This window comes from Xenorhabdus bharatensis (assembly GCF_037996705.1).
GTDB lineage: Bacteria > Pseudomonadota > Gammaproteobacteria > Enterobacterales > Enterobacteriaceae > Xenorhabdus > Xenorhabdus bharatensis.
In genome coordinates this window covers 82,902-108,481 of record NZ_JBBMXG010000006.1, presented here as the reverse complement: position 1 = coordinate 108,481, position 25,580 = coordinate 82,902, and the positions used below count along the sequence as shown (strand labels likewise).

At 43.5% G+C, this 25,580-nt stretch carries 21 protein-coding genes, 1 pseudogene and 1 riboswitch; of the genes and pseudogenes, 13 read left to right on the top strand and 9 right to left on the bottom strand.

The genetic code is table 11. The features are described from left to right. Nucleotides 1-109: 109 nt before the first annotated feature. A complete protein-coding gene (djlA, locus tag AAC855_RS07745; RefSeq protein WP_340609025.1) occupies nucleotides 110-919 on the top strand; it encodes a co-chaperone DjlA in 810 nt (269 codons plus the stop codon). A gap of 27 nt (nucleotides 920-946) precedes the next feature. On the opposite strand, the gene rluA is transcribed toward djlA, so the two are convergent. The 3 genes from rluA to AAC855_RS07730 all read right to left on the bottom strand — a co-directional run bounded on the left by rluA (nucleotide 947) and on the right by AAC855_RS07730 (nucleotide 7,199). Continuing rightward, on the bottom strand, nucleotides 947-1,600 hold the full coding sequence (rluA, locus tag AAC855_RS07740; protein ID WP_340609024.1) for a bifunctional tRNA pseudouridine(32) synthase/23S rRNA pseudouridine(746) synthase RluA: 654 nt from the start codon (nucleotides 1,598-1,600) through the stop codon (nucleotides 947-949). A 128-nt stretch (nucleotides 1,601-1,728) separates the two neighbouring features. Beyond that, entirely contained in the window at nucleotides 1,729-4,638 is a 2,910-nt protein-coding gene (rapA, locus tag AAC855_RS07735; RefSeq protein WP_340609023.1) for an RNA polymerase-associated protein RapA, read from the bottom strand. 212 nt (nucleotides 4,639-4,850) lie between these two features. Continuing rightward, on the bottom strand, nucleotides 4,851-7,199 hold the full coding sequence (locus AAC855_RS07730) for a DNA polymerase II (RefSeq protein ID WP_340609022.1): 2,349 nt from the start codon (nucleotides 7,197-7,199) through the stop codon (nucleotides 4,851-4,853). A gap of 304 nt (nucleotides 7,200-7,503) precedes the next feature. Between AAC855_RS07730 and AAC855_RS07725 the strand changes: the two genes are divergently transcribed. Then, entirely contained in the window at nucleotides 7,504-8,211 is a 708-nt protein-coding gene (locus AAC855_RS07725) for a hypothetical protein (RefSeq protein WP_340609021.1), read from the top strand. 133 nt (nucleotides 8,212-8,344) lie between these two features. Here AAC855_RS07725 and AAC855_RS07720 read toward each other — a convergent pair whose 3' ends face one another. Next, nucleotides 8,345-8,983 (bottom strand): LysE family translocator, encoded by a 639-nt coding sequence (locus AAC855_RS07720; RefSeq protein ID WP_099124337.1) that lies wholly within the window; start codon nucleotides 8,981-8,983, stop codon nucleotides 8,345-8,347. A 1-nt stretch (nucleotide 8,984) separates the two neighbouring features. After that, entirely contained in the window at nucleotides 8,985-9,776 is a 792-nt protein-coding gene (locus AAC855_RS07715; protein WP_340609020.1) for a formyltransferase family protein, read from the bottom strand. 514 nt (nucleotides 9,777-10,290) lie between these two features. Here AAC855_RS07715 and sbnA point away from each other — a divergent pair. The 4 genes from sbnA (at nucleotide 10,291) to AAC855_RS07695 (ending at nucleotide 15,119) form a co-directional block, all read left to right on the top strand. After that, complete coding sequence (sbnA, locus tag AAC855_RS07710) at nucleotides 10,291-11,250, top strand: 2,3-diaminopropionate biosynthesis protein SbnA (protein ID WP_340609019.1); 960 nt, start codon at nucleotides 10,291-10,293, stop codon at nucleotides 11,248-11,250. 34 nt (nucleotides 11,251-11,284) lie between these two features. Continuing rightward, nucleotides 11,285-12,301, top strand: coding sequence for a 2,3-diaminopropionate biosynthesis protein SbnB (gene sbnB, locus AAC855_RS07705; protein ID WP_340609018.1), 1,017 nt, complete (start codon nucleotides 11,285-11,287; stop codon nucleotides 12,299-12,301). 329 nt (nucleotides 12,302-12,630) lie between these two features. Next, a complete protein-coding gene (locus AAC855_RS07700; RefSeq protein ID WP_340609017.1) occupies nucleotides 12,631-13,092 on the top strand; it encodes a ParB N-terminal domain-containing protein in 462 nt (153 codons plus the stop codon). Nucleotides 13,093-13,673: 581 nt separating this feature from the next. Beyond that, nucleotides 13,674-15,119, top strand: a complete 1,446-nt coding sequence (locus tag AAC855_RS07695; protein WP_340609016.1) for a pyridoxal phosphate-dependent decarboxylase family protein — start codon at nucleotides 13,674-13,676, stop codon at nucleotides 15,117-15,119. A 96-nt stretch (nucleotides 15,120-15,215) separates the two neighbouring features. On the opposite strand, the pseudogene AAC855_RS21605 reads toward AAC855_RS07695, so the two are convergent. The 4 genes and pseudogenes from AAC855_RS21605 to thiB all read right to left on the bottom strand — a co-directional run. After that, nucleotides 15,216-15,312 (bottom strand): annotated as a pseudogene (locus AAC855_RS21605) (IS1 family transposase); the annotation flags it as partial. A gap of 35 nt (nucleotides 15,313-15,347) precedes the next feature. Next, a complete protein-coding gene (gene thiQ / locus AAC855_RS07690) occupies nucleotides 15,348-16,049 on the bottom strand; it encodes a thiamine ABC transporter ATP-binding protein ThiQ (protein WP_340609015.1) in 702 nt (233 codons plus the stop codon). After that, nucleotides 16,042-17,646 carry a thiamine/thiamine pyrophosphate ABC transporter permease ThiP gene (gene thiP, locus AAC855_RS07685; protein WP_340609014.1) on the bottom strand — a complete coding sequence of 535 codons (1,605 nt, stop codon included), beginning with the start codon at nucleotides 17,644-17,646 and terminating at the stop codon, nucleotides 16,042-16,044. Before thiP ends, thiQ begins: the two co-directional genes overlap by 8 nt. Continuing rightward, on the bottom strand, nucleotides 17,622-18,635 hold the full coding sequence (gene thiB / locus AAC855_RS07680) for a thiamine ABC transporter substrate binding subunit (RefSeq protein WP_340609013.1): 1,014 nt from the start codon (nucleotides 18,633-18,635) through the stop codon (nucleotides 17,622-17,624). The genes thiP and thiB overlap by 25 nt, the downstream gene beginning before the upstream one ends. Before the next feature lie 139 nt (nucleotides 18,636-18,774). Continuing rightward, a riboswitch (TPP riboswitch) is annotated at nucleotides 18,775-18,879 on the bottom strand. Nucleotides 18,880-19,138: 259 nt separating this feature from the next. On the opposite strand from thiB, the gene rppH reads away from it, so the two are divergent. From rppH to AAC855_RS07645, 7 genes are all read left to right on the top strand, one after another. Further along, the gene (rppH, locus tag AAC855_RS07675; protein WP_340609012.1) at nucleotides 19,139-19,666 is read left to right on the top strand and encodes an RNA pyrophosphohydrolase; all 528 of its coding nucleotides are present in this window, start codon (nucleotides 19,139-19,141) and stop codon (nucleotides 19,664-19,666) included. 9 nt (nucleotides 19,667-19,675) lie between these two features. Further along, entirely contained in the window at nucleotides 19,676-21,922 is a 2,247-nt protein-coding gene (gene ptsP, locus AAC855_RS07670) for a phosphoenolpyruvate--protein phosphotransferase (protein ID WP_340609011.1), read from the top strand. A gap of 117 nt (nucleotides 21,923-22,039) precedes the next feature. Beyond that, nucleotides 22,040-22,969 (top strand): prolipoprotein diacylglyceryl transferase, encoded by a 930-nt coding sequence (gene lgt / locus AAC855_RS07665; RefSeq protein WP_340609010.1) that lies wholly within the window; start codon nucleotides 22,040-22,042, stop codon nucleotides 22,967-22,969. Continuing rightward, nucleotides 22,966-23,760, top strand: a complete 795-nt coding sequence (thyA, locus tag AAC855_RS07660) for a thymidylate synthase (RefSeq protein WP_340609009.1) — start codon at nucleotides 22,966-22,968, stop codon at nucleotides 23,758-23,760. The genes lgt and thyA overlap by 4 nt, the downstream gene beginning before the upstream one ends. Nucleotides 23,761-24,011: 251 nt before the next feature. Beyond that, nucleotides 24,012-24,503 carry a prepilin peptidase-dependent protein gene (locus AAC855_RS07655; protein WP_340609008.1) on the top strand — a complete coding sequence of 164 codons (492 nt, stop codon included), beginning with the start codon at nucleotides 24,012-24,014 and terminating at the stop codon, nucleotides 24,501-24,503. Beyond that, nucleotides 24,503-25,114: a prepilin peptidase-dependent protein gene (locus AAC855_RS07650; protein WP_340609007.1), complete on the top strand. Its 612-nt coding sequence runs from the start codon at nucleotides 24,503-24,505 to the stop codon at nucleotides 25,112-25,114. The genes AAC855_RS07655 and AAC855_RS07650 overlap by 1 nt, the downstream gene beginning before the upstream one ends. A 4-nt stretch (nucleotides 25,115-25,118) precedes the next feature. Beyond that, the gene (locus AAC855_RS07645) at nucleotides 25,119-25,580 is read left to right on the top strand and encodes a YgdB family protein (protein WP_340609006.1); all 462 of its coding nucleotides are present in this window, start codon (nucleotides 25,119-25,121) and stop codon (nucleotides 25,578-25,580) included.

Here is a 25,580-nt window from a genome sequence, read left to right as displayed (position 1 = left end):
AATTTCACTAATCATGCTGTTAGGCACAGAGCTTAATGGATAGTATGATAATGATGAATAGTATGATAATGCAAAATTTCACTCAGGGCATTGAGGAATTAGAGAGTATATGCAGTATTGGGGAAAATTATTAGGGTTAATATTTGGTATTGCATCTGGTGCCGGGTTCTGGGGCATTGTTGTGGGTGTTTTGCTCGGCCATATCCTTGATAAGGTGAGGATACGGAATCAGGGAACCCCGACAAAAAACCCATCGCGGCAGGCACTGTTTTTCCGCAGTACCTTTCAGGTATTGGGCCATTTGACCAAGTCAAAAGGGCGGGTCACTGAAACAGATATCCAACTGGCCAGCCAGCTTATGGACCGAATGCGCCTGCATGGTGACGCCCGCCATGCTGCACAACAGGCATTTCGCGAGGGAAAACACCCTGAGTTTCCATTACGTGGGACATTAAAACAGCTTCGTCGGGCCTGTTTCGGGCGCTTTGATCTGATCAGAATGTTTCTCGAAATCCAGCTTCAGGCTGCATTTGCTGATGGCGAACTGCATCCCAATGAAAGAAAAGTGCTGTTTGTGATTGCTGAAGAACTGGGAATTTCCCGTATGCAGTTCGAACAGTTTCTGGGGATGATGGAAGGCGACCGTCATTTTGGCGGGCAATATCAGCAGAATGGTCATTATCAGGGGCCCGCTCAACAGCGTGCGACGCTGGAAGATGCCTGTAAGGTGTTGGGGGTCAGTCAGAGTGATGATGCCACAACCATCAAGCGGGCTTACCGGAAACTGATGAGTGAACACCACCCCGATAAGCTGGTGGCAAAAGGTTTACCACCAGAAATGATGGAGCTTGCCAAGCAAAAAGCACAGTCCATTCAAGCCGCTTATGATCTGATCAAGAAAGAGAAAGGCTTTAAATAGCCGCTGTCAGAAAGAAGTTAACGGCAATTAAAAGTCGGCGATACATTCAAAATGCATCGGAGAGCCATAAGCCGGATGAGTGATAGACAGCTCCTGTGCGTGTAATTGCAGGCGAGGGGCTAGCTCTTTTGCCTGTTGATGAGCATAGAACCGATCACCCAGAATGGGATAGCCGAGTGCCAGCATATGGACACGAAGCTGGTGGGAGCGTCCGGTGATAGGCGCAAGCCTGACGCGTGTTGCCTGTGCTTCATATTCAATTACCTGATATTCAGTCTGTGCCGATTTTCCCGTTTCAAAGCAGACTTTTTGTTTCGGGCGATTCGGCCAATCGCAGATTAACGGTAAATCTACCAGCCCTTCTTCCGGCTCTAATTTCCCCCAGACACGTGCGATATAGACTTTTTTCGGTTCACGCTCACGAAATTGTCGTTTGAGTTCACGTTCAGCCGCTTTGGTCAGTGCGACCACCATGATTCCACTGGTCGCCATATCCAACCGATGAACAGATTCAGCAGAGGGAAATTCGGCCTGCACCCGGGTCATGATACTGTCTTTATGTTCCTCAGCCTTCCCCGGAACAGAAAGCAATCCGCTGGGTTTATTGACAACCATAATGTGCTCATCCTGATAAAGCACATGTAACCAGGGGTCAGTCGGGGGATTATAAAACTCCAGCATAGTCGCTCCAATGGGGTTGGAAAATTGGGTTGGAAAAAATAACGGGGCGCATTCTAACAGCATATCGATGGGATAAAACAGAGGGGCACCGCGTTATGGATGCCCCCTTATGACAGAATAACGGTTTTTTATTGATGAGAGACAACGACCAGACGAATTGCATCCAGACGCCAGCTTGCCTGATCCAGATTCAGCAACAGATGCTTATGCTCGGATTCAATGGCTTCCAGTTCATCATCACGGATATTCGGGTTGACCGCTTTCAGGGCTTCCAGACGTGACAACTCAGCGGACAGGATTTCATCCGCTTCTTTTTTCGCTTTTTCGATTAACTCACGCGCCTGCTGTTCGACCAGAGGTTCAGATTGCTGCAAAACAGCATGAACTTCTTTTTGAACCGCATTAACCAGCTTGCTGGCATTATGGCGGTTGATGGCATTTAACTGACGGTTAAAACTTTCAAACTCCACCTGAGGTGCCAGATTAGTCCCTTTCAGATCCATCAATAAGCGTAACGGTGTTGGAGGCAGGAAACGGGTTAATTGCAGGTGTTTCGGTGCCTGAGCTTCAACAACATAAACTAACTCAACCAACAGCGTACCGACAGGCAATGCTTTGTTTTTCAAAATAGAAACGGCACAGCTTCCGGTATCGCCTGACAGGACAAGATCCAGACCATTACGGATAATCGGATGCTCCCAGCTCAGGAACTGAGTATCCTCGCGGGATAAGGCTTTTTCACGATTAAATGTAACAGAACAGCCATCCTGTGGCAGACCCGGGAAGTCAGGCACCAGCATGTGCTCAGACGGGTTGAGAATGATAATGTTATCGTTGCGATCTTCCTGATTAATACCAACAATATCAAACAGATTCAGGGCAAAATTCACCAAATCAGTATTATTATCCTGTCCGGCGATGGTTTCAGCCAGAATCTGCCCTTGCTCACCACCGTTAGAATTCATCTCCAACAGGCGGTCACGACCCTGCTCCAGTTGTTGCTTGAGCTGTTCGTGATGCGTACGGCACTCGGAGATAAACTCGCAGAAGCCCGTTTGTTCGTTAGGCTTGGCAAGGAAATTCAGCAGCGTTTCATAGTACTTATCATAAATCGGGCGGCCTGTTGGGCAGGTATGTTCAAATGCATCCAGACCCTCATGATACCAGCGCAGCAGGACAGATTGCGCGGTACTTTCCAGATAAGGCACACTGATCGTAATGTTGCGGTTCTGACCGATACGATCCAAACGACCGATACGCTGTTCCAGCAAATCAGGATTGAAAGGCAGATCGAACATCACGAGCTGATTGGCAAACTGGAAGTTGCGTCCTTCGGAACCAATTTCAGAACAGAGAAGTACCTGCGCACCTTCTTCTTCGGAAGCGAAGTAAGCCGCTGCACGGTCACGTTCCAGCAGAGAAAGCCCTTCATGGAATACGGCACTGCGGATCCCTTCGCGTTCACGCAGCACCTGCTCCAGTTGCAGGGCCGTCTCTGCTTTGGCACAGATCACCAGCACTTTTTCATCGCGGTTCGCCAGCAGGAAGCCAAGCAGCCATTCAACACGGGGGTCAAAGTTCCACCATGTTGCATTTTCGCCCTCAAACTCCTGATAAATCCGCTCAGGGTAGAGCATATCTTTAGCACGAGCTTCCACCGATTTTTTCGCCCCCATAATATCAGACACCTTGATAGCGGTCTGGTACTGGGATGGCAGTGGCAGCTTAATTTCATGCAGTTCGCGGTGAGGGAAACCTTTTACACCACCACGGGTATTACGGAACAGCAGTCGGCTGGTGCCGTGGCGATCCATCAGCATCGTAATTAATTCACGGCGGGCATTCTCACTCTTTTCTTCCTGATGACTATTCGCCGCTTTCAGCAAAGGCTCAATATCCTGTTCGCTGATCAACTCAACAATCAGGTTTTGCTGATCATTGTTCAGTGTTTCACCTGACAGCAGTAACGTTACTGCATCAGCAACCGGGCGGTATTTCTGCTGTTCGTCAATGAAAGACTGATAATCGTGGAAACGATTTGGATCAAGGAGACGCAGACGGGCAAAGTGGCTTTCTTGCCCCAACTGTTCTGGCGTCGCAGTCAGCAGCAAAACAGACGGAACTTGTTCTGCCAGTTGCTCGATAACCTGATATTCACGGCTTGGGGCATTTTCACTCCATGCCAGATGGTGTGCTTCATCCACGACCATCAAATCCCAGCCCGCTTCCAGCAGATGCTCAAAACGCTGTTTATTGCGGCGAACAAAATCCAGCGAACAGATAACTAACTGTTCGGTCTCAAATGGATTATCGCTGTCATGCTGGGCTTCAGAATAACGGCCATCATCAAACAGAGAAAAGCGCAGGTTAAAGCGGCGCAGCATTTCCACCAGCCACTGATGCTGGAGACTGTCCGGCACAATAACCAACACGCGTTCGGCACGACCTGCCATCAATTGTTGATGGATAATCATACCGGCTTCAATGGTCTTACCCAGACCCACTTCATCCGCCAGTAATACGCGAGGTGCATGGCGCTTACCGACTTCATTAGCGATATGTAACTGATGAGGGATCAAACTGGCACGAATGCCGCGCAGACCACTTTCAGCCAGACGAAATTGTTCACTCTGATGCTTACGAGCACGGAAACGCAAGGCAAAGCGATCCATGCGATCAATCTGGCCGGCAAACAAGCGATCCTGTGGCTTATTGAATGTCAGCTTACTATCCAGAAGTACTTCCCGCAGGATGACATTTTCTTCTTCAGTATCTAAACGAGTACCGATGTAGTTCAGCAGGCCATTCTCTTGTTGAACTTCATCGACTTTGAGTTTCCAGCCTTCGTGACTGGTCACGGTATCGCCCGCATTAAACATAACTCGGGTGATCGGGGAATCATTGCGTGAGTAGAGGCGGTTTTCTCCGCTGGCTGGAAAAAGCAATGTCACCATGCGCGTGTCAAGCGCCACGACTGTACCTAATCCAAGTTCGCTTTCTGTATCGCTTATCCAGCGTTGACCAAGAGTAAATGGCATAAATTTTGGCTCAGTTTTCTGTTAGATAATGTTATTTATGGTTGCAGGGTGGCTGCTTTTGTTGGATATCGATCATCATTGGTTATCGATAGGGTTCGTCTTTATGACTAGTTTTCATCACTAGCTCTGTGACACTTTCCGGGAGTCATTTCCCTTTAAAGGGGCGTTATGTTAATTGAAGCTGAGCAAGTCGTCACCTGCAAAAACATCAATTAATCGAAAGTAAGGTGCATTTGCCCTGTCAACAGGGTAGTAAAATCATCCTGAAGAAACGGCAGAATGGCATCTGCAATCGGCATAATCTGTTTATTGATATAGTGTTCATAGTCCGGTGGAGCGGTCAGATTCTCCAGCGGCTCAGGCCCGGATTGCGTGATTATGTAACTAATCCAACCGCCATTCTGATACTGCAACGGGCGGTTTTTCTGCTTGTTGTACTCATCGGCGAGACGGGCAGCCCTGACATGGGGAGGAACATTGCGCTGATAATCAGTGAGATTACGTCGCAGCCGTTTTCGGTAAACCAGACGTTTATCAAATTCACCAGCGAGCGTACTGGCGACATAGTTACGTATATAATCCTGATAAGGCTTCTTATAAAAAATGAGGGAATACAGCTCCTGCTGAAATGCCTGTGCCAGCGGAGTCCAGTCACTTCTTACCGTCTCCAGCCCTTTAAATACCAATTTATCGCCGCTCAACCCGGCATAACGTTTTTTACTGCCTTCTTCTGCTCCCCTGACGGTCGGCATCAGAAAACGACGATAGTGCGTTTCAAATTCCAGCTCCAGTGTACTCTCAAGGTTGAGCTCAGTGCTGAGATAGTCTTTCCACCACTGGTTGACGAACTGCGTCAGAGCATGACCAATCCGGCTGGCTTCTGTTTCGGAGTGAGGATGTTTCAGGCAGACAAACGTGGAGTCAGTATCACCGTAAATCACTTTATAACCCTTTGATTCAATTAATTTGCGGGTCTGATGCATAATTTCGTGACCACGTATGGTAATCGATGAGGTCAGGCGTGGATCAAAAAAATGGCAACCGGAGGCACCGAGTACACCATAAAAGGCATTCATGATAATTTTCAGCGCCTGAGCAAGCGGAGCATTCTGTTGCTGTTTTGCCTTATCTCGTTCATGCCAGATGTGAGTGACAATATCAGGTAGGCAGTGCTGAGTGCGGGAAAAAAATGCCTCCCGGAAACCGGGAACAGAATGTTCTTTATCGGGATGGGCGAGGCCTTCCACCATGCCGACCGGATCAATAAGAAAAGTACGGATAATAGAAGGGTAAAGGCTCTTATAATCCAATACCAGTACGGAATCATACAAACCGGGGGATGAATCCATCACAAAACCACCGGGACTGTGGTCGGTAAAACTCGTTGGCTGAACAGGCGCGACATAGCCGATGCGGTGCATACGAGGCAGATAAAGATGAGTGAATGCAGCCACTGAGCCTCCGGCACGATCCACCGCTAACCCGGTGACAGCCGCCCGTTCCAGCAAAAATGCCATCAGATTGGTTTTCTCAAAAATCCGGTTGACCAGAATACAGTCCTGCAAATTGTAGTGAGCGAGGGCGGGTTTATCTTCCTGAAAGCGGCGATTAATTTCATCCATCCGGTCATAAGGGCTATCAATCGCTTTTCCTTCCCCCAATAATGCCTGAGCGACATATTCAAGGCTGAACGAAGGAAAATTCCATGTTGCGGTTTTCAGCGCATCAATACCATCAATGATCAGGCGGCCCGCCGCAGAGGCGAAAAAATGCCCGGGTTTAAAACCATGTTCGCGCCATTCCAGTACCCCTTTTCCACGGCCAAACCGCAGGGGAATGTTATAGCGTTCAGCATGTTTCTGAAGCACTCTTAAATCAAATTGAATCAGACTCCAGCCGATAATGGCATCGGGATCAAAAACCTCCAGCCACTCATTCAGTTTTTCCAGCATTTGTGGGCGACTGGCAACATATTCCAGCTTGAAATCCAGTTCCTGCTGTTCACCCTTCTCCGATCCCAGCATAAATACCGTTTTCTCTCCGCAACCTGCCAACCCGATAGAATACAGCTCGCCATGCTGACTGGTTTCGATATCCAAAGAAACCCATTTCAGGCTGGGACGATAGTCAGGATTGGGCTTCATTTGATAACTCCCGTCGGATTTTTGGCTAAACCAGACGGGAGCAGTAATAAAACGTTCCATCATAAAGCGATCCGGCGGACGGATATCGGTTTCGTACAGGGGAATATTCTGTTCCTTGAGAACCTTTTCAACATGCTGTAGATGGTGGTACTGTGAACAATACAAAGCGGAAACAGGCTGGCGGTTAAAATCTTTCAGAGAGAGTGTCTTCAGCTCATAATGGCGCTCCTGAACCAGCCGTTTTTCGGCTTCAGGTAAATCGCGTTGAGGGATAAAGGCGACAGCTTTCTGATGAAGGATCGTAATACGTCGGCTACCTTTATCCGTGGCTAACCAATACACCAACTCAATACCGGATGGCGTATCTTTCCAGTGACGGGACAGGATGAAACCTTGTTCAGCGTGATTTATCTGCATACTATTTTAGCTTTAAGGTAAGGCACACTTTCTTTTGTGAGAAATAGGCTTTAATTATAGCATCTCATGGTTATTTATACAGTTGTTTTTGTAGCAAGCTGATATCATGAAGTCGATAGATATCATTATTTATTCTCATATATTGAGATTCTTTTACAAACGATATTAAAGTTTGTTGATATTTAGTGTTCATCATTTACTTCTTCTATACATAATAGATTTCAAGATGCATCGCGGCGGTAAGGGAGCGAATAGATAACCGTATGTTGGTTAAAAACAGGTTAGATATAAATGAGGTTAATATATGCCATTTGAGCCTCCATTCAGAGACAAATTTCAGAAAGGCGATTTGATATATGGGTTATCCCAGGAAATTATAAAGAGATATTCAAATAAAATTGAACTTTTTGAAGATGCAAAAATTCATTACGATAATAAAGGTTATCCTCCGATAACGATTGCCAGTTACTTAATTCCTTCAGAAATAAGGAATATGAATGATTATATTGAAAATCATAAGGATAGTAAAAATCCTGAGTGTATCGATAGAATGAATTTTGCTAAAGAACAATTGCAATATATAGAAAATGAAAAGTATAAGGAATATAAAGAAAACTATTTTGATCATTTGAGATTAAATGAAAAATACCGTAGTGTTACTGAGAGCGAAAAATACACTGCTCAGCTCTTGGGAAGAAAAAGTAAAGGAGGATTATCTTGGGTAACAATAGGTAATGACCTATTAAATAACCAAAATAACCAACTGACGAGAGATATGCATGTTCATTTCATCCTTGATGGTCTCGAAATGGAAAGTATCGTTAACAAAAGTGGGCCATTTAAAGATAGTATAACTGGAAAAGAGTTAAGGTGGATTTTCAGAAATAGACAACATCCTAATGTTGCTGCAAGAATCCAATTTTGGAAAAATAATTGTCCTACATCTGCGCCTTGGAGACTAAACCCGATATGGAGACCGTATCTTTATCATCTGGCGGAAAAAAAAGGATAGAAGAAGAGCGATATGAAGGAAGGTTAACATGCATCAAAATGAGTATTGCAAAAATGGGAGACCATAGATTTATGTTCTCCTAAAAAACTGACTTTCGTCATCTTGTCTTGGAAGTATTACCTAAAAAAATAATTTATTGATAATAAATTGAAAGTGTATCATATATCATCAAGCAACCTAGAAAGATAAGAATAATTCCGGGGATAACGCCTAGAATCAAATGAGATTTATTGGGGGAAAGTTTTTGTATTCTGGAAAATAAGAAGCAATACAACATGTTAAAAAATGTTGCGCCTAAACAAAACACACTACCGAGAATCAGTATTAGATAACTAGGGCTACCAGAAGTTATAAATTGAGGGAAAAATGAAACAAAGAATAATCCTACTTTAGGATTAAGAACACTAATAACAAATCCTCCTAAGAAATCATAGTTTTTTGTATTTTTTTTATGACTATTTTGTTCGCTGTTTTGCTTAGTCGTTATGGGAGAAGACTGAATAATACTCTTGCCCATCCATATTAGATAAACAGCACCAATTAATTGAATGACTCCAAAGAGTGATGGGTTTGACAGAAGTATAGCGGTAATACCTAACCATGTAATAAATATATAAAAATAATAACCGACGGCTAATCCGGTAGCTGATAATACGGCACTTCTTTTCCCCTTTGTATAATACTTCCCTGTTACATAAACAACATCAGCACCAGGAATTGCGTTTATGGTAAGGCTTGCAACCAAGAAAAGCCCCCAGTTAATATCAAACATGTTACTCTCCTAGCTTATATAAATGAAATTTTTTCTCAGCCAGAAGCTTAACATCTTCAGTAAAATTTTTGCTATAAAATAATGGGCTCTCTAGACTCTCATCGGTAGGAATAACATCCTGAAAACTGAAATTTGATTTGTTTTTTAAGTAGCTAGACATGAGATCAAATGCTAATAAATAAGATTCACCTTTAACAGCCCAGATAGAAGGTAATGACCAAAGTGATTTTATTTTTTTAAACGTTATGATTTTTCCGGTATCAATTCCAGAATCCACATAATGAATGGTAGCTCCGGCTGCTTTTTCTATATTTTCTCGAGATCCGGTAGTCATAAGTTGTTCAATGGCGTACATCCCCCTTGCATAAGGCAGAATGGCAGAGTGTGCATTGACGATTCTACCTTGAAAATAGCTGAGCCAGCAAGGCTTCAAAATAACATCCAGAAAAACGATAGCACCACTATTATCTAATAATAATTGAGAATGGATGCATTGTTCGAGAAAAGCACAATCTAAATGACCATTATCAATAACATGGGCCTTTTCAAGTGGAGTACTTCTGGGAACACCATATTTAAGAGCAAGATATTTTTCTGATTCGCTAAGGCCTTGGTATACTTGTTCTAGTAAAGAAATATCATTTTTATTGATAGTTAATTTTCTTGATAACTGTAAATGCACCTCTTTCAATGCGTTAGGATCGAGTTTTCTAGTATTTCTCACTATCCAAAATAGATTTTCCATTGAAATTTTTTCTGCAAGGTAGCTGGTATGAAAAAATGCTTCAGTCATGCATGTGTACATTATTATTTACCTCAGAATATATTTTATTATTGATATTTTAACCCTGATTTACTATTCCAGAGTATTAAGCGTAATATTATACTTTAACAGTAAATGACTTGATGGACTAACAATACAGTATCGTATCTGACCACGGATTAATGAGAAAAAACTAATGAATGTTACACGTATTTCGTCGTTAATTAATATGTCAGCTAAAGCGAGTTGACTAAAATCTCAACTTTTAATTTTTGATTTTTAACTTTTGATTTTTAATATGGAAAAGTGATTTTATGGATTGGTTGTAGAATAATGTTTTTTATTATCATTCCTGATAAATAATATTGTTTTTCGTTAAAAAATAATATTATTTATTTTGATGTTTTGTCGTTTTATTTTAATGATATATGGCATGGGTTTTTTATTGGGTTTAATGTTATTTTAATAAGAGTTATATATTTTACTTTCAACATATCTAACGCTTGTAAGGGTGTAGAAAAATAGTGAGTGGGAAATAATAAAAATGATTGTTGATAACCCATATGATTTACTGTTTTCAAAAGCATTTATAAAGATAGATATTGGTAATGGAATTAATGTAAACCTGAAACTTGAAGGGTTTTCGGCCACTGGGTCAATAAAATTTAAATCAGCACTGCACATGATAACGCAACTGGAACTTGAGGGAAGATTATTGCCAGGCATGCGAGTTATTGAAAGTTCATCAGGAAATCTTGGTTTAGCATTATCAATGATTTGTGCTGCTAAAGGCTACAAATTTACGTGTGTCAGCGACCCTAACATTTCACCACAGACCGCGCGCATCATTGAGGCCTACGGCGCAGAATTAATAGTTGTGCAGACACGGGATGAAAATGGCGGTTTTCTTGCTACTCGTATCAACCTGATCAAATCAATGCTTGCACAGGATGAACAGTTGCTTTGGGTTAACCAATATGAAAACGAGGAAAATGTTAGGGCTCATTATCTCTCAACTGGACCAGAGATTCTGAACGCTTTTCCCACGCCAGATTATGTCTTTATTGGTGCTGGTACAACTGGCACATTAGGCGGGGTATCACGCTACCTACGGGAACATGCACCTTCTGTCCGTATAATTGCAGTGGACAGTCAAGGTTCTGTCACTTTTGGCCATCCAGCCGGAAAACGTCTTATTCCCGGTCTTGGTACCAGTAATCCTCCTGCTATCCGGGCCCACTCAAGTTTTGATGAATTACTGATGATCCCAGAAATTGATACCGTGGCAATGTGTCATCGGTTAGCTCAACGTGGCCTATTGTTAGGGGGATCGTCAGGCACGGTACTGGCTGGGGTTGAGCTGTATGCTGCTACTCTCCCTGTAGGATCATGCATAGTGGCTATCTCACCAGATATGGGAGATCGTTATATCGACACCATTTATAACCCCAGTTGGGTCAAAACTCACTTTCCTACTCTGCTGCCGAAAGCTGAAGTTGTATAAGACGCGTTAAATAACACATGAATAAAAGGTAATTATGGCAAATACAACACCTTCTTTTACGGTAATTGGTGCCGCGCAAATCGCCCCTTGGCTGGATGCGAATCCTGACATGCTAGTGAAGTCAGTCAAACAGGCTTACCTGCAACACGCTCACGGTAAGACTGTCAATCCGGACAGCTACTTCCTGCGTTTTCCAAATCACCCACGACAGAGGATTATCGCTTTACCTGCTTCCATTGAAAGTGATGATGCGATTACGGGTATTAAGTGGATATCCAGCTTTCCAGAAAATATTGATAAGGGATTGGATCGGGCTTCGGCAGTGCTGATTATCAATGATAGGCACACTGGTTATCCGCGTGCTTGCCTTGAGGGCAGTCTGATCAGTGCGGCTCGTACCGCCGCTTCAGCAGTACTCGGCGCCAGTTATTTGCATCCGACACCTAAAAAGATTAAACGGCTTGGTGTCATAGGCTGTGGGCCTATTGCGCATAATACTTTGGGGCTACTAGTAAAGTTGGGATGGGAAATCGATAAACTTTGCATGTGTGATCTCAGTGAAACCCGCATCCAAATATTTCGTGATAAGTCTGCTGGTTGGGTTGGTACCAGCTACAGTACATCGCTGGAATCCACCATCCGTGAATCAGATATGGTGCTGATTGCCACTTCAGCAACTCAGCCCTATATTACTTCACCCGCTTGGTTTAGCCATGCTCCGACTGTGCTGCATATGTCGTTGCGTGATCTGGCTCCGGAAATAATTTTAGCTGGGCAGAATATCGCGGATGATGTCAGTCATTGCCTGAAGGCGCAGACTTCCCCCCACCTTGCCAGCCAGCAGGTAGGCCATCACGATTTTATGGCGGGAGGGATCGCTGATTTAATCGAACAGCGCATTGTTCCTGATAATAAACAACCGCGTATATTTTCGCCGTTTGGCATGGGGATCCTCGATCTGGCAGTAGCGAAGCAGTTGCTGGACACACTCAGTCCCGATGATAAAGTATGCATTGATGACTTTTTCCCGGACTCATACAGTCGGAATTAGTGAGTAGGAATTAATCGAAACTGATTAAACGGGTTGTTCTTCGCTTTTTCTGATTCCGTCAGCCCTTTCCGGTGTGATGTCTGGAGAGCTGTTAATCTCACCATTAAAGATGGCTTTTTAATGTCTGATACCGCTTGTTTAAGTACAAGCGGTTACAAAATGACTTCTGAGATAGTAAAACCAGCTTCCAATTATGAAGAAATATCACTTGTATACATGATTGCTTGTGACTGTAAGAGAAAGTGACTTGAAATTGAAAACTCTTCATTTCAGAAATATAAGCAGTATTTCAATAAAAATTGATTTCCATCAGCGTGGAATGAAACAAAATGAAACAACGAATAGTGTCAGGAAAATCGTATCATATTGGCTTTGAACTTGTTAAAAATTTAGTTCAATCTGAAGAAGTAGATGCCATCATGGTTGAAAAATTACAAAGAAAGATTAGCTTAGAGGGAATATGGAAAAGTATTATTCCTATTGAATATAAATCAAACTGGGTGATGGATGGAAACCATAGGTTAAATGTTGCGTACGGACTTGGATTATTATTTATACCTGTAGTAAGGTTAAAATATAGTGATCACAGAGTAAAGGTATATGATTGGAAGGATAATAAACCCTATTGCATTAATAATATCACACGCGAGATAGAGGATAAAAAAATTCTTCCTTATAAAACTACGAGGCATTTTTTTGATCCCTTACTGCCAGAGGTGAACTTTTCTTTAGATACTCTTTGTGATAGAAAAGTATGGTCACAGATTAAATCTGTTGATGATTGTGTATAATTTAATTGATTGACTTAAGTTAATTCATTATTTAAATAAAATGAGATGATATTCTGATAGTGATATCAAATATTTTTTGTGATGGTATAAAAATAAAACGTAGACTTTATAATGAAGCGTTTCGGGATCCTAAGGAAAAATATGAGTGACTGTAGAGAAAAGCATAATATCGTTTATAAAACCTTTTTCGAAAAAATAATGTTTATTATAATGGGGCTATAACTCATAAAAATGTTATTAAGTTATCTAAAATAATATTGGGTCGTTTTTATAGTAAGGCGTTTTTGTGAGCTCCATAACCAATTTATTTTCTCCTGGCAGTTATTCTATATAAGTAATGGTTTTTTGTTTTATTAAAATGCACTATTACCATTCTGAAATCCCGGCACTACTTAATTGTATTTAACAATTTCTGGTAAGTTAAAGATTTTCATTTATGTTAATGGCTTATCAGAACGTACACATGGGATTAGTAATACACAGTTGTTTTCTGCCGTAGTTCTGAGTGCTGATCAAATTCATCAGTCAATAGAGAATAATCCTATCCCTGATCATTATTTAATATCAATAAGCAGAAGAATATGAATGAGAGCAATAAAATAAATGGTTTTATAAAAAATAGTGTTGAAGATTCTTTTTTTCCTAATGTTGATTTACGAGAGGAAATAATCAGTTATGTAAATGAATCAATCAATGAGCGCATTTCCAATTTAGATTATGCTCAGGTGAGTCCAATTTTATCTAAGCATGATATTATTAAAATCATATCAAAATATGATTTTAATAAAGATAATCATCCCCAAGATGTATTGAATGATGTCTTTGATTTACTAAATAATGGTATTGTGCATGTTACAAGTCCAAATTATTTTGGATTATTTAACCCAACATCTTCTTTTTGGGGAGGTATCGCTGAATTTATAACATCAATATATAATCCACAAATGGCAGCTTGGAGTCATGCTCCGGCTTGCGTTGAGATTGAAAATAAAATTATTAATTATTTTGGTATTACTGCAGGTTACCGTAGTGAAGAAACAAATGGTATTTTTACCTATGGTGGATCAGAAGCTAATTTTACAGCGCTTATATGTGCATTAGTTAAGAAATTTCCTGATTACACAAACACAGGATTATCAAAAATAAAGGGTAATCCTGTGTTTTATGTTTCGAGTGACAGCCATCTGGCATGGCTTAAAATTGCAGTACAGTCAGGTCTAGGAAAAAGCGCTGTACGGCTGATTATGGTAGATAAAAATGGGAAATTTGATGTCAAAAAATTAAGGGAAGCTATTGAAAAAGATAAAGTCAGTGGAAAAAAACCTTTTTTTGTCTCTGCAACGGCTGGGACTACAAATGCAGGGATTATTGATCCACTTGATGATATTGCTGATATCTGTAAAGAGTATGATTTATATTATCATGTTGATGCTGCATGGGCCGGAGCAATATTGCTCAGTGATACATATAAATATCTTTTAAAAGGTATAGAGCATAGCGATTCAATAACATTAGATGCCCATAAATGGCTGGCGGCACCAATGGGTACAGGTATGTTTATTTCTTCTTGTCCCGGCATTCTTAGTCAATCTTTTGCTGTTTCAACAAATTATATGCCAGATAAATATGAAGATAATCTTGATCCTTATGCCTGCTCTGTCCAATGGTCGCGAAAATTTAATGGTCTAAAATTATTCATTCCTATGGCTATCCTAGGGCATACCGGTTTCAGAAATATGATTGAGCAACAGATTGATCTGGGAATATATTTAAAACAGAGACTAATTGAAAATAGATGGGAAGTTATCAATCCTTCAGATTTACCTATTGCATGTTTTATCGATTCTGATGGTCATATGACAGAAAATATATTGGCGGCGGTGTTGAAAGAGAATAGTCATTGGCTCTCAATGACCCATTACGCAGGTGTGAAAACATTGCGCGCTTGTATAACCAGTTTCAGAACAACTAAAGCAGATATTGATAAACTAATTTCTTGCTTAAATAAATCAAGGGAGATGACATAATGAAAATGGTATGAAATATTTTTTGTGGTGGTATAAAAATAAAATTTAGGTTTTATAATGAAATATTTCAGGCTTCTAAGCAAAGAAGCCTAATTGACATTGTTCTCGGGGATGACCTGTTCTGTCCTTTACAATGGCCTTTAACCTTGTCTGTTTTATGACAGTAATGACAAACCACATCAACTTTAGTGATATCTCATCATTGGGAGCATGGCCTTAGCTTTTCACTCACAACTTTCCTATCCCCAAAATCCCAGCCTCAGGCACTTCTCCTTTCACCAGTTTCTCCGTAGCGCCATCATAATAAACTTTACCCGCCACAATCAGCAGAGAACGCGGGGCAATTTTAGCGGCATCATCAAGATTATGAGATACCATCAGTAAAGTGAGTTTCCGCTCGCGGCATACCTGATCCAGCAATTCCAACATCTCATTGCGTAATGCAGGATCGAGCGCTGAAAAAGGTTCATCCAGCAATAAGATGGGCTGTTGACGCACTAAACAACGGGCCAATGCCGCCCGTTGGCGTTGCCCGCCGGAAAGCTGGGCAGGTAGGCGGTTCAGGTATTCCGTCAGTGATACCTGTGATGAGATTTGTTGCAGTGTCTGCTGTTGTTGAGCATTTAATTTCAAGCCGGGGTGTAAACCCAAACCGATATTTTGCTCAATGGTTAAATGGGAAAACAGATTATTTTCCTGAAACAGCATGGATACCGGGCGATTGGAAGGGGCTGAATGGGTATGATTTTCCTCATTCAACCGGATATCACCACATTCTGCGAACTGAAACCCCGCGATTAAACTTAATAATGTACTTTTACCCGCCCCACTCGGGCCGAGGATAGCAATGCGCTCGCCCGCCTCAATACTGACGTTGAAATGCATGGCAATTTGTTCATAGGTATAAGTCACATCTTCAAGTTTAATCATGGCGTCGGCCCGGTAAGCGTTCAAGCACACTGAACAAAATAAAACAGAGGAGCAAAAGCAGGAAAGCAGTGACTGCTCCATCCTGACTGCGGTATGCCCCGATTTGCTGGTAGAGATAGAAAGGCAGGGTACGGAAATTTTCGTCACCAAATAACGCCACAATGCCAAAATCCCCGACTGACAGCACACAGGCAAAAGCCAGAGCCTGTGCCAGCGGGATTTTCAGGGCTTTAAGCTCGATCCAGCGCAGACGATTGAATCCCTTAATATTCAGGGAGTGGCACAACGGATTGTAGCGCACAGCCAGATCGCGCATTGGGTTATCCAGTACTTTCAACGCATAGGGAATGGCTATTAAGGCATTGGTCAGGATAACCAGCCCGTAAGGAGAATCGGGTAACCCGATGGTATTATTCAGTAAAATGAAAAAGCCAGTCGCAAGCACAATACCCGGCATCGCCAGAATCAACAAACCACTGCTTTCCAGAGCCTGTCCCCAGCGCGATAAATGGCGCAGGTATAATTCGCGGCTGCTCCATAACAGCATCATTGTCAGGAAGATGCATAATAAGCCTGCTCCCAGTGCGATAACAATGGAGGTTGTGAACGCCTGCCATAATTCGGGTTTACTGAGAACATCCAATACCGCGCTGTTCAGCCCATCCATGATGACTGCCAGTAACGGCGGGAGCAAAAGCAGTAATGCGATAGCGATAAGCAATCCGTCACATAGCTTTTTCAGCCAGGAATCCTGTGGGTTGCGCCATTGTTGCTGATGCCCATAACCGACCGAAAGTATGCCTTTAAGCTTTTGGCTCAGTAACACCAGACCAAGACAGCAAAAGAGCTGGATAAGTGCCAGCAGGGCGGCCTGACCCAGATCGTAGTCATACTTGATAGCCTGATAAATAGAGAGCTCAATGGTTGTTGCAGAAGGGCCGCCGCCTAATGTCAGTACAGTGGCAAAGCTGGCAAAGCACAGCATGAAAATCAGAGCGCCTGTCGGCAAAATCTGGCGGCGCAGGTAAGGCCATTCGACAAAGCGAAAGTGTTGCCACTCATTCATACCAAGCTGAGCGGCAAGCTGCCGTTGTTCTATGGCAATATTTTCCAGTGACTGGAGTAATAAGCGCGTCGCCATCGGCATATTGAAGAAAATATGAGCCAGTAAAATACCCTGAAGACCGTAAGGCGTGAAATGGTATTCAATCCCTATCCACTGGCAAAGATTGGCCAGCCAGCCAACGCGTCCGTAAACAGTCAGTATGCCAAACAAAGCGACTAAAACCGGCAGCACCAGTGTCATAGCGCACAGGCGCAAGAAAAACGTTCTGCCCGGAAAGCGGCGGCGGTAGAGCGCTCTGGCCAGAAATATGGCGGGTATCACCGAGAATAAGGCGGATAAAAATGCTTGCCAGAAAGTAAAACGAATCACATGCCACAAATAGCTGTCATTCAGAAATACCTGCCAGTGATTTTCAGGCGCATAAAACCACAGAGCGCCAAAAGCGGAAAGCGCAATGAGGATCAACAGGCCGGAGGCAATCACCCCCGGCAATAACCAACCCGCGATTAACGGCTTACAGCACTTTGCCATGTACGGATCCATTGTGTGCGGTGTTTTGCTACTTCATCTGCGTTAAATTGCAGAGATTTCTCTGGCACAGGCAGTTGTTTGAACACTTCCGGCAGAGGAATATCAGTAACAGGATACATCCACTGCGTGTTCGGAAGGACTTGCTGGAATACGGGGGAGAGCATGAATTGCATGAATTTCCGGGCCAGTTCAGGCTGCTTGCTTGATGCCAGTTGTGCAGCAACTTCAACCTGCAAATAATGGCCCTCATCGAATATGGCTGCGGCGTAATTATCCTTTTTCTCGGACATGATGTGATAGCCCGGTGAGGTGGTATAGCTGAGCACCATATCGCCTTCTCCTTTCAGGAATAACCCGTATGCCTCACTCCAGCCTTTAGTCACCGTCAGCGTTTTTTTGGCAATATTCTGCCACTCTTGTGCAGCTTTATCGCCATAGAGTTCCTGTATCCAGAGTAAAAAACCTAAGCCGGGCGTACTGGTGCGCGGATCCTGATAAATAATCTTCCAGTTCTGCTGGCTGTTAATGAGTTCAGCCATGCTTTTTGGGGGATTTGGCAAGGTGTTTTTATTGTAAATAAAAGCAAAATAACCGTAATCGTAAGGAATAAAAGTCTTGTTATTCCATGTGAAAGGCAGTTTTAATTTTGTGGTATCAATGCTGACAGGGGTGAATAACCCCGTCTGTTGAGCCGACTGAATCAGGTTATTATCTAAACCCAGCACGATATCCGCTTGGGTTTTTTTACCTTCCATTCTTATACGGTTCAGTAAAGAAACACCATCCTCCAACGCAACGAGTTTTAATTCACAGTCACACTCGGATTCAAACGCTTTTTTAATGGCCGGGCCTGCTCCCCACTCAGAGGCAAACGAATCATAAGTATAAACGGTCAGTGTAGGCTTAGCCTGTGCTGCCTGAGCAAAGGCACAGGCAAAAACCGATAATACACCGATTGTGATAAACCGGGAAAATAAACGCTTCAACACTTTGCTCTCCTGTCGTTATCAATAGTAATTATTAATAGTGGTTATTAACAATCGTTATTAGCACTCACACTTAAGTAAGTGACTGGCAGGTTGGTAAAGGATTTGAGAAAGTGTCTGATAAAATGACTGCGATATATCAATTGGGTAGTGGCTCAAATCCCTACGCCGGTACCAACCGGATCAGGTTCTACGGGTTTGCTCTCAGCGATGTTGTCTGACAACAATCGCACCCCGTTGAGATGACTGTATTGTAGAGACTAAAGCAGTGACTGCAAAGCCTCATTAATATATCTGTCGCCTTTCTGGTTATTTTTTCTGACTTATTGGTCGTGTTCACATTTCTGCTATCGTTTTATCAATAGGCGGGGAACCCCATTCCAAAGGGGCCTTTCCTTGCCGCTGAGATGTAATTCTAAATCCATTGGGTATAGAGGTTTACCGCTTGAGGGGAGTGTGAAACAATTAGCTATCTTTTCAAATTCGTTTTATCGAGAGGTAGTCTGGTGATCGATGATGATGGCTACCGCCCGAATGTAGGAATTGTAATTTGTAATCGTCAGGGGCAGGTTCTGTGGGCCCGCCGTTATGGACAGCATTCATGGCAGTTCCCCCAAGGAGGTATCAATCCGGGAGAATCGCCAGAGCAAGCGATGTATCGTGAGTTGTTCGAAGAAGTTGGTTTAAGTCGCAAAGATGTACGGGTTTTAGCCTCCACCCGTAGCTGGTTGCGTTACAAATTACCCAAACGTTTGGTGCGTTGGGATACAAAGCCCGTTTGTATCGGGCAAAAGCAACGCTGGTTTTTATTGCAGCTGCTTTGCAGTGAAAAAGAAATTAATGTGCAGCGCAGTAGTACACCAGAATTTGATGGTTGGCGGTGGGTGAGCTATTGGTACCCTGTCAGGCAGGTTGTTTCCTTTAAACGGGATGTGTATCGCCGTGTGATGAAAGAATTTTCCTCCATCGTGATGCCGGTACAGGAATCATCGCCACAACCCTACTCAGCCTATTATCGCCGTAGAAGAAGTTAGGTAATTGTTATGCTCATGCGCTTACGGGAAATTGTTGAAAAGGTTGCTATTGCAACGGATTTGTCGGAAGCGCTTGAGCTGTTAGTTAATGAAACCTGCTTAGCAATGAATACGGATGTTTGTTCTATCTATCTGGCAGATCACCAGCGCCAGCGTTATTACCTGATGGCAACCCGGGGGTTGAAGAAGCCGGGAAAGCGCACGGTCAGCCTCTCCTTTGACGAAGGTGTTGTGGGGGAGGTCGGGCGCTTGTCAGAGTTAATCAACCTTGCCGATGTACGTGATCACCCCAGCTTCAAATATATTCCTCAGGTAAAAGAAGAAAATCTCCGGGCCTTTTTAGGTGCTCCGATTATCTACCGCCGCCAATTGCAGGGGATTCTGGTCGTTCAGCAAAATGAGCGGCGATCGTTTGATGAAAGTGAAGAGTCTTTTATGGTGACTCTCGCCATGCAATTGGCTGCGATCCTTGCTCAGGCACAGGTTCGTGGATTATCAAGTCAGTATTGTCAGACCCACATCAAAGCACTGGCGGTCTCTCAGGGAATTGCGATGGCTCAGGGTTGGCAGGACTGTTCCCAACCCTCACTTGAGCAGATATCTGAAGCGTTAGCACTTGATTATCAGGCCGAACGTTCCCGCCTGACCCGTGCGCTTGAGCAGGCAACAGCAGAATGTCGCCGGATAAGTAAACGCTTTACCGCCAGCTCGCAGAAAGAAAGTGCCGCTATTTTTGACCTCTATTCCCACTTACTGAATGATCCGAAACTTAAACAGGATCTGTTTCACTCGGTTGATAACGGTTTTATCGCAGAGTGGGCGGTAAAAAGTGTTGTGGAGAAATACGCGGAACAATTTGCCCACCTTCAGGATGCCTATATGCGGGAAAGGGCTTCTGATTTGCGGGCGCTCGGGCAGCGGTTACTCTTTCATCTGGACGATGATTTTACCGGTAATAGTCAGTGGCCGGAGCGCTTTATTCTGGTGGCAGATGAACTCAGTGCTAACTTACTGGCTGAAATTCCGCAGGATAAATTGGCGGGTGTTATTGTGCGTGATGGAGCGACTCATTCACATTCTGCAATTTTAGTCAGGGCAATGGGGATCCCTGCGATTATGGGCGCTGATATTCATCCTGAATTGCTGCATAACCGAATGTTGATTCTGGATGGCTATCAGGGAGAGTTTTTCATTGATCCAGAACCACGGGTTGTTGAGGAATATCGCCAGATTATCGAAGAAGAGCAGGTTCTCAGTAAACTGGCGGAAGGAGGGTTGCAACAAAAAGCCCGGCTTAAAAGTGGAGAGAGGGTACTGGTTCAGCTTAATGCAGGGCTGAGCCTGAAATATGAGCAACAAATAGGCGATAGTATTGATGGGGTCGGCCTGTATCGTACCGAGATCCCTTTTATGCTGCACAGCGGTTTTCCATCAGAAGATGAGCAGAGAAACCGCTATCAGGAAATGTTGACACTTTTCCCTGACAAATCAGTTGTCTTGAGAACACTGGATATTGGCGCTGACAAACATCTTCCGTATATGCCTATTCATGAAGAAAACCCTTGCCTTGGCTGGCGGGGGATCCGTATAACGCTGGATCAGCCGGAAATATTTCTTATCCAGCTCAGGGCGATGTTGAAAGCGAATATATCGACCGGAAATCTGAAAATATTGTTGCCGATGGTAAGCTGTATCGAAGAGATTGATGAAACCAAAAAACTGATCAACAGGGCAAAGTCAGAAGTTGAACAATCTGCTGGCACAGCCATTGCGATGCCACAAATTGGTGTCATGGTAGAAGTGCCTTCTCTGATCCTGCTGTTACCGCAACTAAAGAAACGCGTTGATTTTATCTCTATCGGCACCAACGATTTAACCCAGTATTTACTGGCGGTGGATCGCAATAATACCCATGTTGCCTCTTTGTATGACAATCTTCATCCGGCAGTGATTAAGGCCCTAAAACAGATTGTTGATGAAAGTCAGCACATTGGTTTACCCGTTAGTGTTTGTGGTGAAATGGCGGGTTTACCGATGGGAGTGCTGATATTAGTTGGTCTTGGCTATCGTTGCCTGAGCATGAGCGGGCGGAGTATTCCACGAATTAAATACCTATTACATCATTTAGATTCCGCAGAACTGGGTTATTTTATCCAAGAAATCCTGAAAGCAGAAACGACCCAGCAGGTGAGAGAAATTTGCTCTGCTTTTATGGAAACCCACGGCCTTGGTGGGCTGGTGCGTGGTGGCATTTAACCGCCCATGCTATTATTTACCATTGTTATTTAAGATGACCGGTTATTTACGGTGATCTGTTATTTACAATGATCTGCCTTAGGGCATTAACACAACATTATTTTTTAGTGGGGAACGATGAGCACTAGCTATCTGGCATTTCCTAATATTGATCCTGTCATATTCTCAATCGGGCCGGTATCGCTTCACTGGTACGGTTTTATGTATTTGGTTGGCTTTGTCTTTGCCATGTGGCTGGCAAATCGTCGTGCAGCAAAACCAAATAGTGGCTGGCAGAAGAACGAAGTAGAAAACCTGCTGTATGCGGGGTTTGTCGGAGTATTCCTCGGCGGACGTCTCGGTTATGTTCTGTTCTATAATCTCCCGGTATTCATGGAGAACCCGCTGTATCTGTTTAAGGTCTGGGATGGCGGGATGTCTTTCCACGGTGGGTTGATCGGCGTTATTTGTGCTATGTGGTGGTTCTCCCGCAGGACGAAACGTCACTTCCTGCAAACTGCGGATTTTGTCGCACCACTGGTGCCTTTTGGCTTAGGTATGGGGCGCATTGGTAACTTTATCAATGGCGAATTGTGGGGGCGTGTCACGCTTGATACACCGTGGGCAATGTTATTCCCCGGTTCCCAAAGTGAAGACATCGCACTGGCAACGAAAGACCCTTCTTTATGGCCTATTCTGGAAAAATATGGTGTCCTGCCCCGTCATCCTTCACAACTGTATGAAATGGTACTGGAAGGCATCGTACTGTTTATCATCCTGAATTTATTTATCCGTAAGTCACGCCCGATGGGAAGCGTTTCAGGATTATTCCTGATCGGCTACGGTGCATTCCGCATTATCGTTGAGTTTTTCCGTCAGCCTGATGCCCAGCTCGGATTATTTGATGGGATCAGCATGGGGCAGATCCTTTCAATACCAATGATTTTAGCCGGAATATTGCTGATGATATGGGCTTATAAACGTCCCAGCAGCAATAATACCGGTAACAATACGCGAAAAAACACGCGAAAAAATACGCAGAAAGACAAGGTACAAGAGGCAAAATGAAACAGTATCTGGATTTAATGAAAAAAGTGCTGGAAGAAGGCACAGCAAAAGATGACCGCACAGGCACAGGAACACTTTCGATCTTTGGTCATCAGATGCGTTTCAATTTGCAGGAAGGTTTTCCGCTGGTGACAACCAAGCGTTGCCATCTTCGTTCCATCATTCATGAACTATTATGGTTTCTGAATGGTGATACTAACATCAAATACCTGCATGATAATGGCGTCAGTATCTGGGACGAATGGGCTGATGAAAACGGTGATTTAGGGCCGGTTTATGGTAAACAGTGGCGTTCATGGGGCGCACCGGATGGCCGCCAGATTGATCAGCTGACCAACGTTATCGAACAGCTGAAAAGTGACCCGGACTCGCGTCGGATCATCGTTTCAGCCTGGAATGTCGGCGAGCTGGATAAAATGGCGCTGGCACCATGCCATGCTTTCTTCCAGTTTTATGTGGCGGATGGCAAACTGTCCTGCCAGCTTTACCAGCGCTCCTGTGATGTTTTCTTGGGGCTACCCTTCAACATCGCCAGCTACGCGTTGTTGGTCCATATGATGGCTCAGCAGTGTGATCTGGAAGTGGGTGATTTTGTTTGGACGGGTGGTGATACTCACCTTTATAACAACCATATGGAACAAACAAAGCTCCAACTGAGCCGCGAACCGCGCGCATTGCCGAAACTGGTTATCAAACGCAAACCTGAATCTTTGTTCGATTACCGATTCGAAGACTTTGAAATCGAAGGCTACGATCCACATCCCGGCATTAAAGCACCGGTTGCAATCTAATGCTGATTTAACTCAGTCAGTAAAAATCATTGCCTATCTTTTTTCCATCCCCGAACCGGGGATGGAAAAATTAGGTATCCAATGAATCTGGATTATATTACCGAGCTGGTTCGCAAATAAAATGTAACCCCGCAATATACTGATTTCTTTCCTCAAATCTCCTCGCATAAATAGAAACTGACGCTGTTATTCCCTTTCGGATTGAAGATATTTTGCCTGTCGGAATGAATTGCTGCATAGGCTGAATACTGATGAGTGATAAACAAAATGGATTCACACTGCTAGAACTGCTGGTAACAATGGTTTTAGTTTCTATGAGTCTGCTCTGGGGGCTGTATAGCTGGAGAAATTATCAGAACAGCCAGCACTTACAATCGGCAGTGCAGAATGTGTTGTCGTTTATGGAAAGGCAGCAGGCTCTGGCTAATTATCTGAGTCAGGAAAGAACACTATGGCTGGTGGCTGGGCCGCCCTGGTGTTTGGTTTCATCAGTCACTAAAAGCAGTGATTGCCATGAAGGTGAGGGCGAACGGGTTAGTTCCCCCCATGATGATGTGTTTCTGGCGTCAGCAACCAGTCAACGCATTGATTTTTATGGTATCAGGAATACGGCAATGCCAGCCAGTTTCGCGCTGGCAAATGCTGCCGGAGAAATAAGTATTGTTATCTCAGGGCGGGGCAGGATCAGGACATGCAGTAATAATCTGAGTCAATTACCGGATTGTGAAGGAATAAAAAACTGATGAGTGGGGTTATTGGCTATTACAGGCAAAAACAATCCGGTTTTTCCTTGTTAGAAGTGTTAGTCGCTATGTTGATTGGCAGTGTCATTTTTATTGCGATGGCAAAAACCTATCCGGTTTTATCGAGCCAGATACTCGATCTTTATCGTCAGTATCGCCTTCATTATCTGATCAACCGAGTGGCACATATGATGGAAAAAGATCTCCGGCGAGCGGGTTATTGTCTGAACAAAAAGCAATGTAAAGGGGAACCGTTGGTGATCCAAAATAAACAGGCTGAACCCACAAACTCCTGCTTTATTACCGCTTTTGATCTTAATTTCAATAATCGCTGGGAAGAGCCTGAACATACCGCTTCTGAATTCTTCGGTTATCGGTTAAATAATCGCATTCTCGAATGGAAAAGGGGAGCGGCAAACTGTCAGGACAATGGCTGGGAGCGGCTTTTTGATCCCAAAGAAGTGCATATTGATAAGTTTCATCTTGAACAATCGCGGTCACCACATGGGGTAATATTTATCACGTTATCGATCAAAGCCAGCTGGGTGAAATCGCCCTCTATTATTCACCATCACCGCACCACAATCCGGTTGCGTAATATCAGGAAATAATTCGGTGAATCAATACTGGCATTCAAGATACGAGAAGCAAAACGGAAACGCCTTATTGGTCTCTATCCTTATGATGCTGACATTAAGTTTGATGACGCTGAAAGCACTTCATTATCAACAGGAAAACGCCATGTTAATGATGTTCGATGAACAACGATATCTGAATGCTTTTCAACAGGCTGAATCATCTCTGGCGTGGGGAAAAGTCCAGTTATGGCCGCTTGAGTCGCAGGAACTGGAAAATTGGCATTGTTTACAAAAATCTGACTCTTATCTGAAAAGCTGTCTCCGGCACTTTGAGGGCGATCTTTTTCTGCTCAAGGGAACAGCGCAGTTTTCAGCCGGAGAGCAGTTTGAACTTTATCAGTGGATGAAACGGATGAAATACTTAAATCGGGATACACTTATTCCTATTGAAAGTGGCTGGCTGGATTTTTGCCCTGTGACTCAGGCTGTTTTTTGTTGA

Excerpts from the sequence above, each read along its gene's own strand:
- AAC855_RS07695 (WP_340609016.1), top strand. The coding sequence starts at position 13,674 with ATGAATGAGAGCAATAAAATAAATGGTTTTATAAAAAATAGTGTTGAA.
- ptsP (WP_340609011.1), top strand. The coding sequence starts at position 19,676 with ATGCTCATGCGCTTACGGGAAATTGTTGAAAAGGTTGCTATTGCAACG.
- sbnB (WP_340609018.1), top strand. The coding sequence starts at position 11,285 with ATGGCAAATACAACACCTTCTTTTACGGTAATTGGTGCCGCGCAAATC.
- AAC855_RS07725 (WP_340609021.1), top strand. The coding sequence starts at position 7,504 with ATGCCATTTGAGCCTCCATTCAGAGACAAATTTCAGAAAGGCGATTTG.
- lgt (WP_340609010.1), top strand. The coding sequence starts at position 22,040 with ATGAGCACTAGCTATCTGGCATTTCCTAATATTGATCCTGTCATATTC.
- thiP (WP_340609014.1), bottom strand. The coding sequence starts at position 17,646 with ATGGCAAAGTGCTGTAAGCCGTTAATCGCGGGTTGGTTATTGCCGGGG.
- thiQ (WP_340609015.1), bottom strand. The coding sequence starts at position 16,049 with ATGATTAAACTTGAAGATGTGACTTATACCTATGAACAAATTGCCATG.
- rluA (WP_340609024.1), bottom strand. The coding sequence starts at position 1,600 with ATGCTGGAGTTTTATAATCCCCCGACTGACCCCTGGTTACATGTGCTT.
- AAC855_RS07730 (WP_340609022.1), bottom strand. The coding sequence starts at position 7,199 with ATGCAGATAAATCACGCTGAACAAGGTTTCATCCTGTCCCGTCACTGG.
- AAC855_RS07700 (WP_340609017.1), top strand. The coding sequence starts at position 12,631 with ATGAAACAACGAATAGTGTCAGGAAAATCGTATCATATTGGCTTTGAA.
- AAC855_RS07715 (WP_340609020.1), bottom strand. The coding sequence starts at position 9,776 with ATGACTGAAGCATTTTTTCATACCAGCTACCTTGCAGAAAAAATTTCA.
- AAC855_RS07655 (WP_340609008.1), top strand. The coding sequence starts at position 24,012 with ATGAGTGATAAACAAAATGGATTCACACTGCTAGAACTGCTGGTAACA.
- djlA (WP_340609025.1), top strand. The coding sequence starts at position 110 with ATGCAGTATTGGGGAAAATTATTAGGGTTAATATTTGGTATTGCATCT.
- AAC855_RS07720 (WP_099124337.1), bottom strand. The coding sequence starts at position 8,983 with ATGTTTGATATTAACTGGGGGCTTTTCTTGGTTGCAAGCCTTACCATA.
- AAC855_RS07650 (WP_340609007.1), top strand. The coding sequence starts at position 24,503 with ATGAGTGGGGTTATTGGCTATTACAGGCAAAAACAATCCGGTTTTTCC.
- thyA (WP_340609009.1), top strand. The coding sequence starts at position 22,966 with ATGAAACAGTATCTGGATTTAATGAAAAAAGTGCTGGAAGAAGGCACA.
- rapA (WP_340609023.1), bottom strand. The coding sequence starts at position 4,638 with ATGCCATTTACTCTTGGTCAACGCTGGATAAGCGATACAGAAAGCGAA.
- sbnA (WP_340609019.1), top strand. The coding sequence starts at position 10,291 with ATGATTGTTGATAACCCATATGATTTACTGTTTTCAAAAGCATTTATA.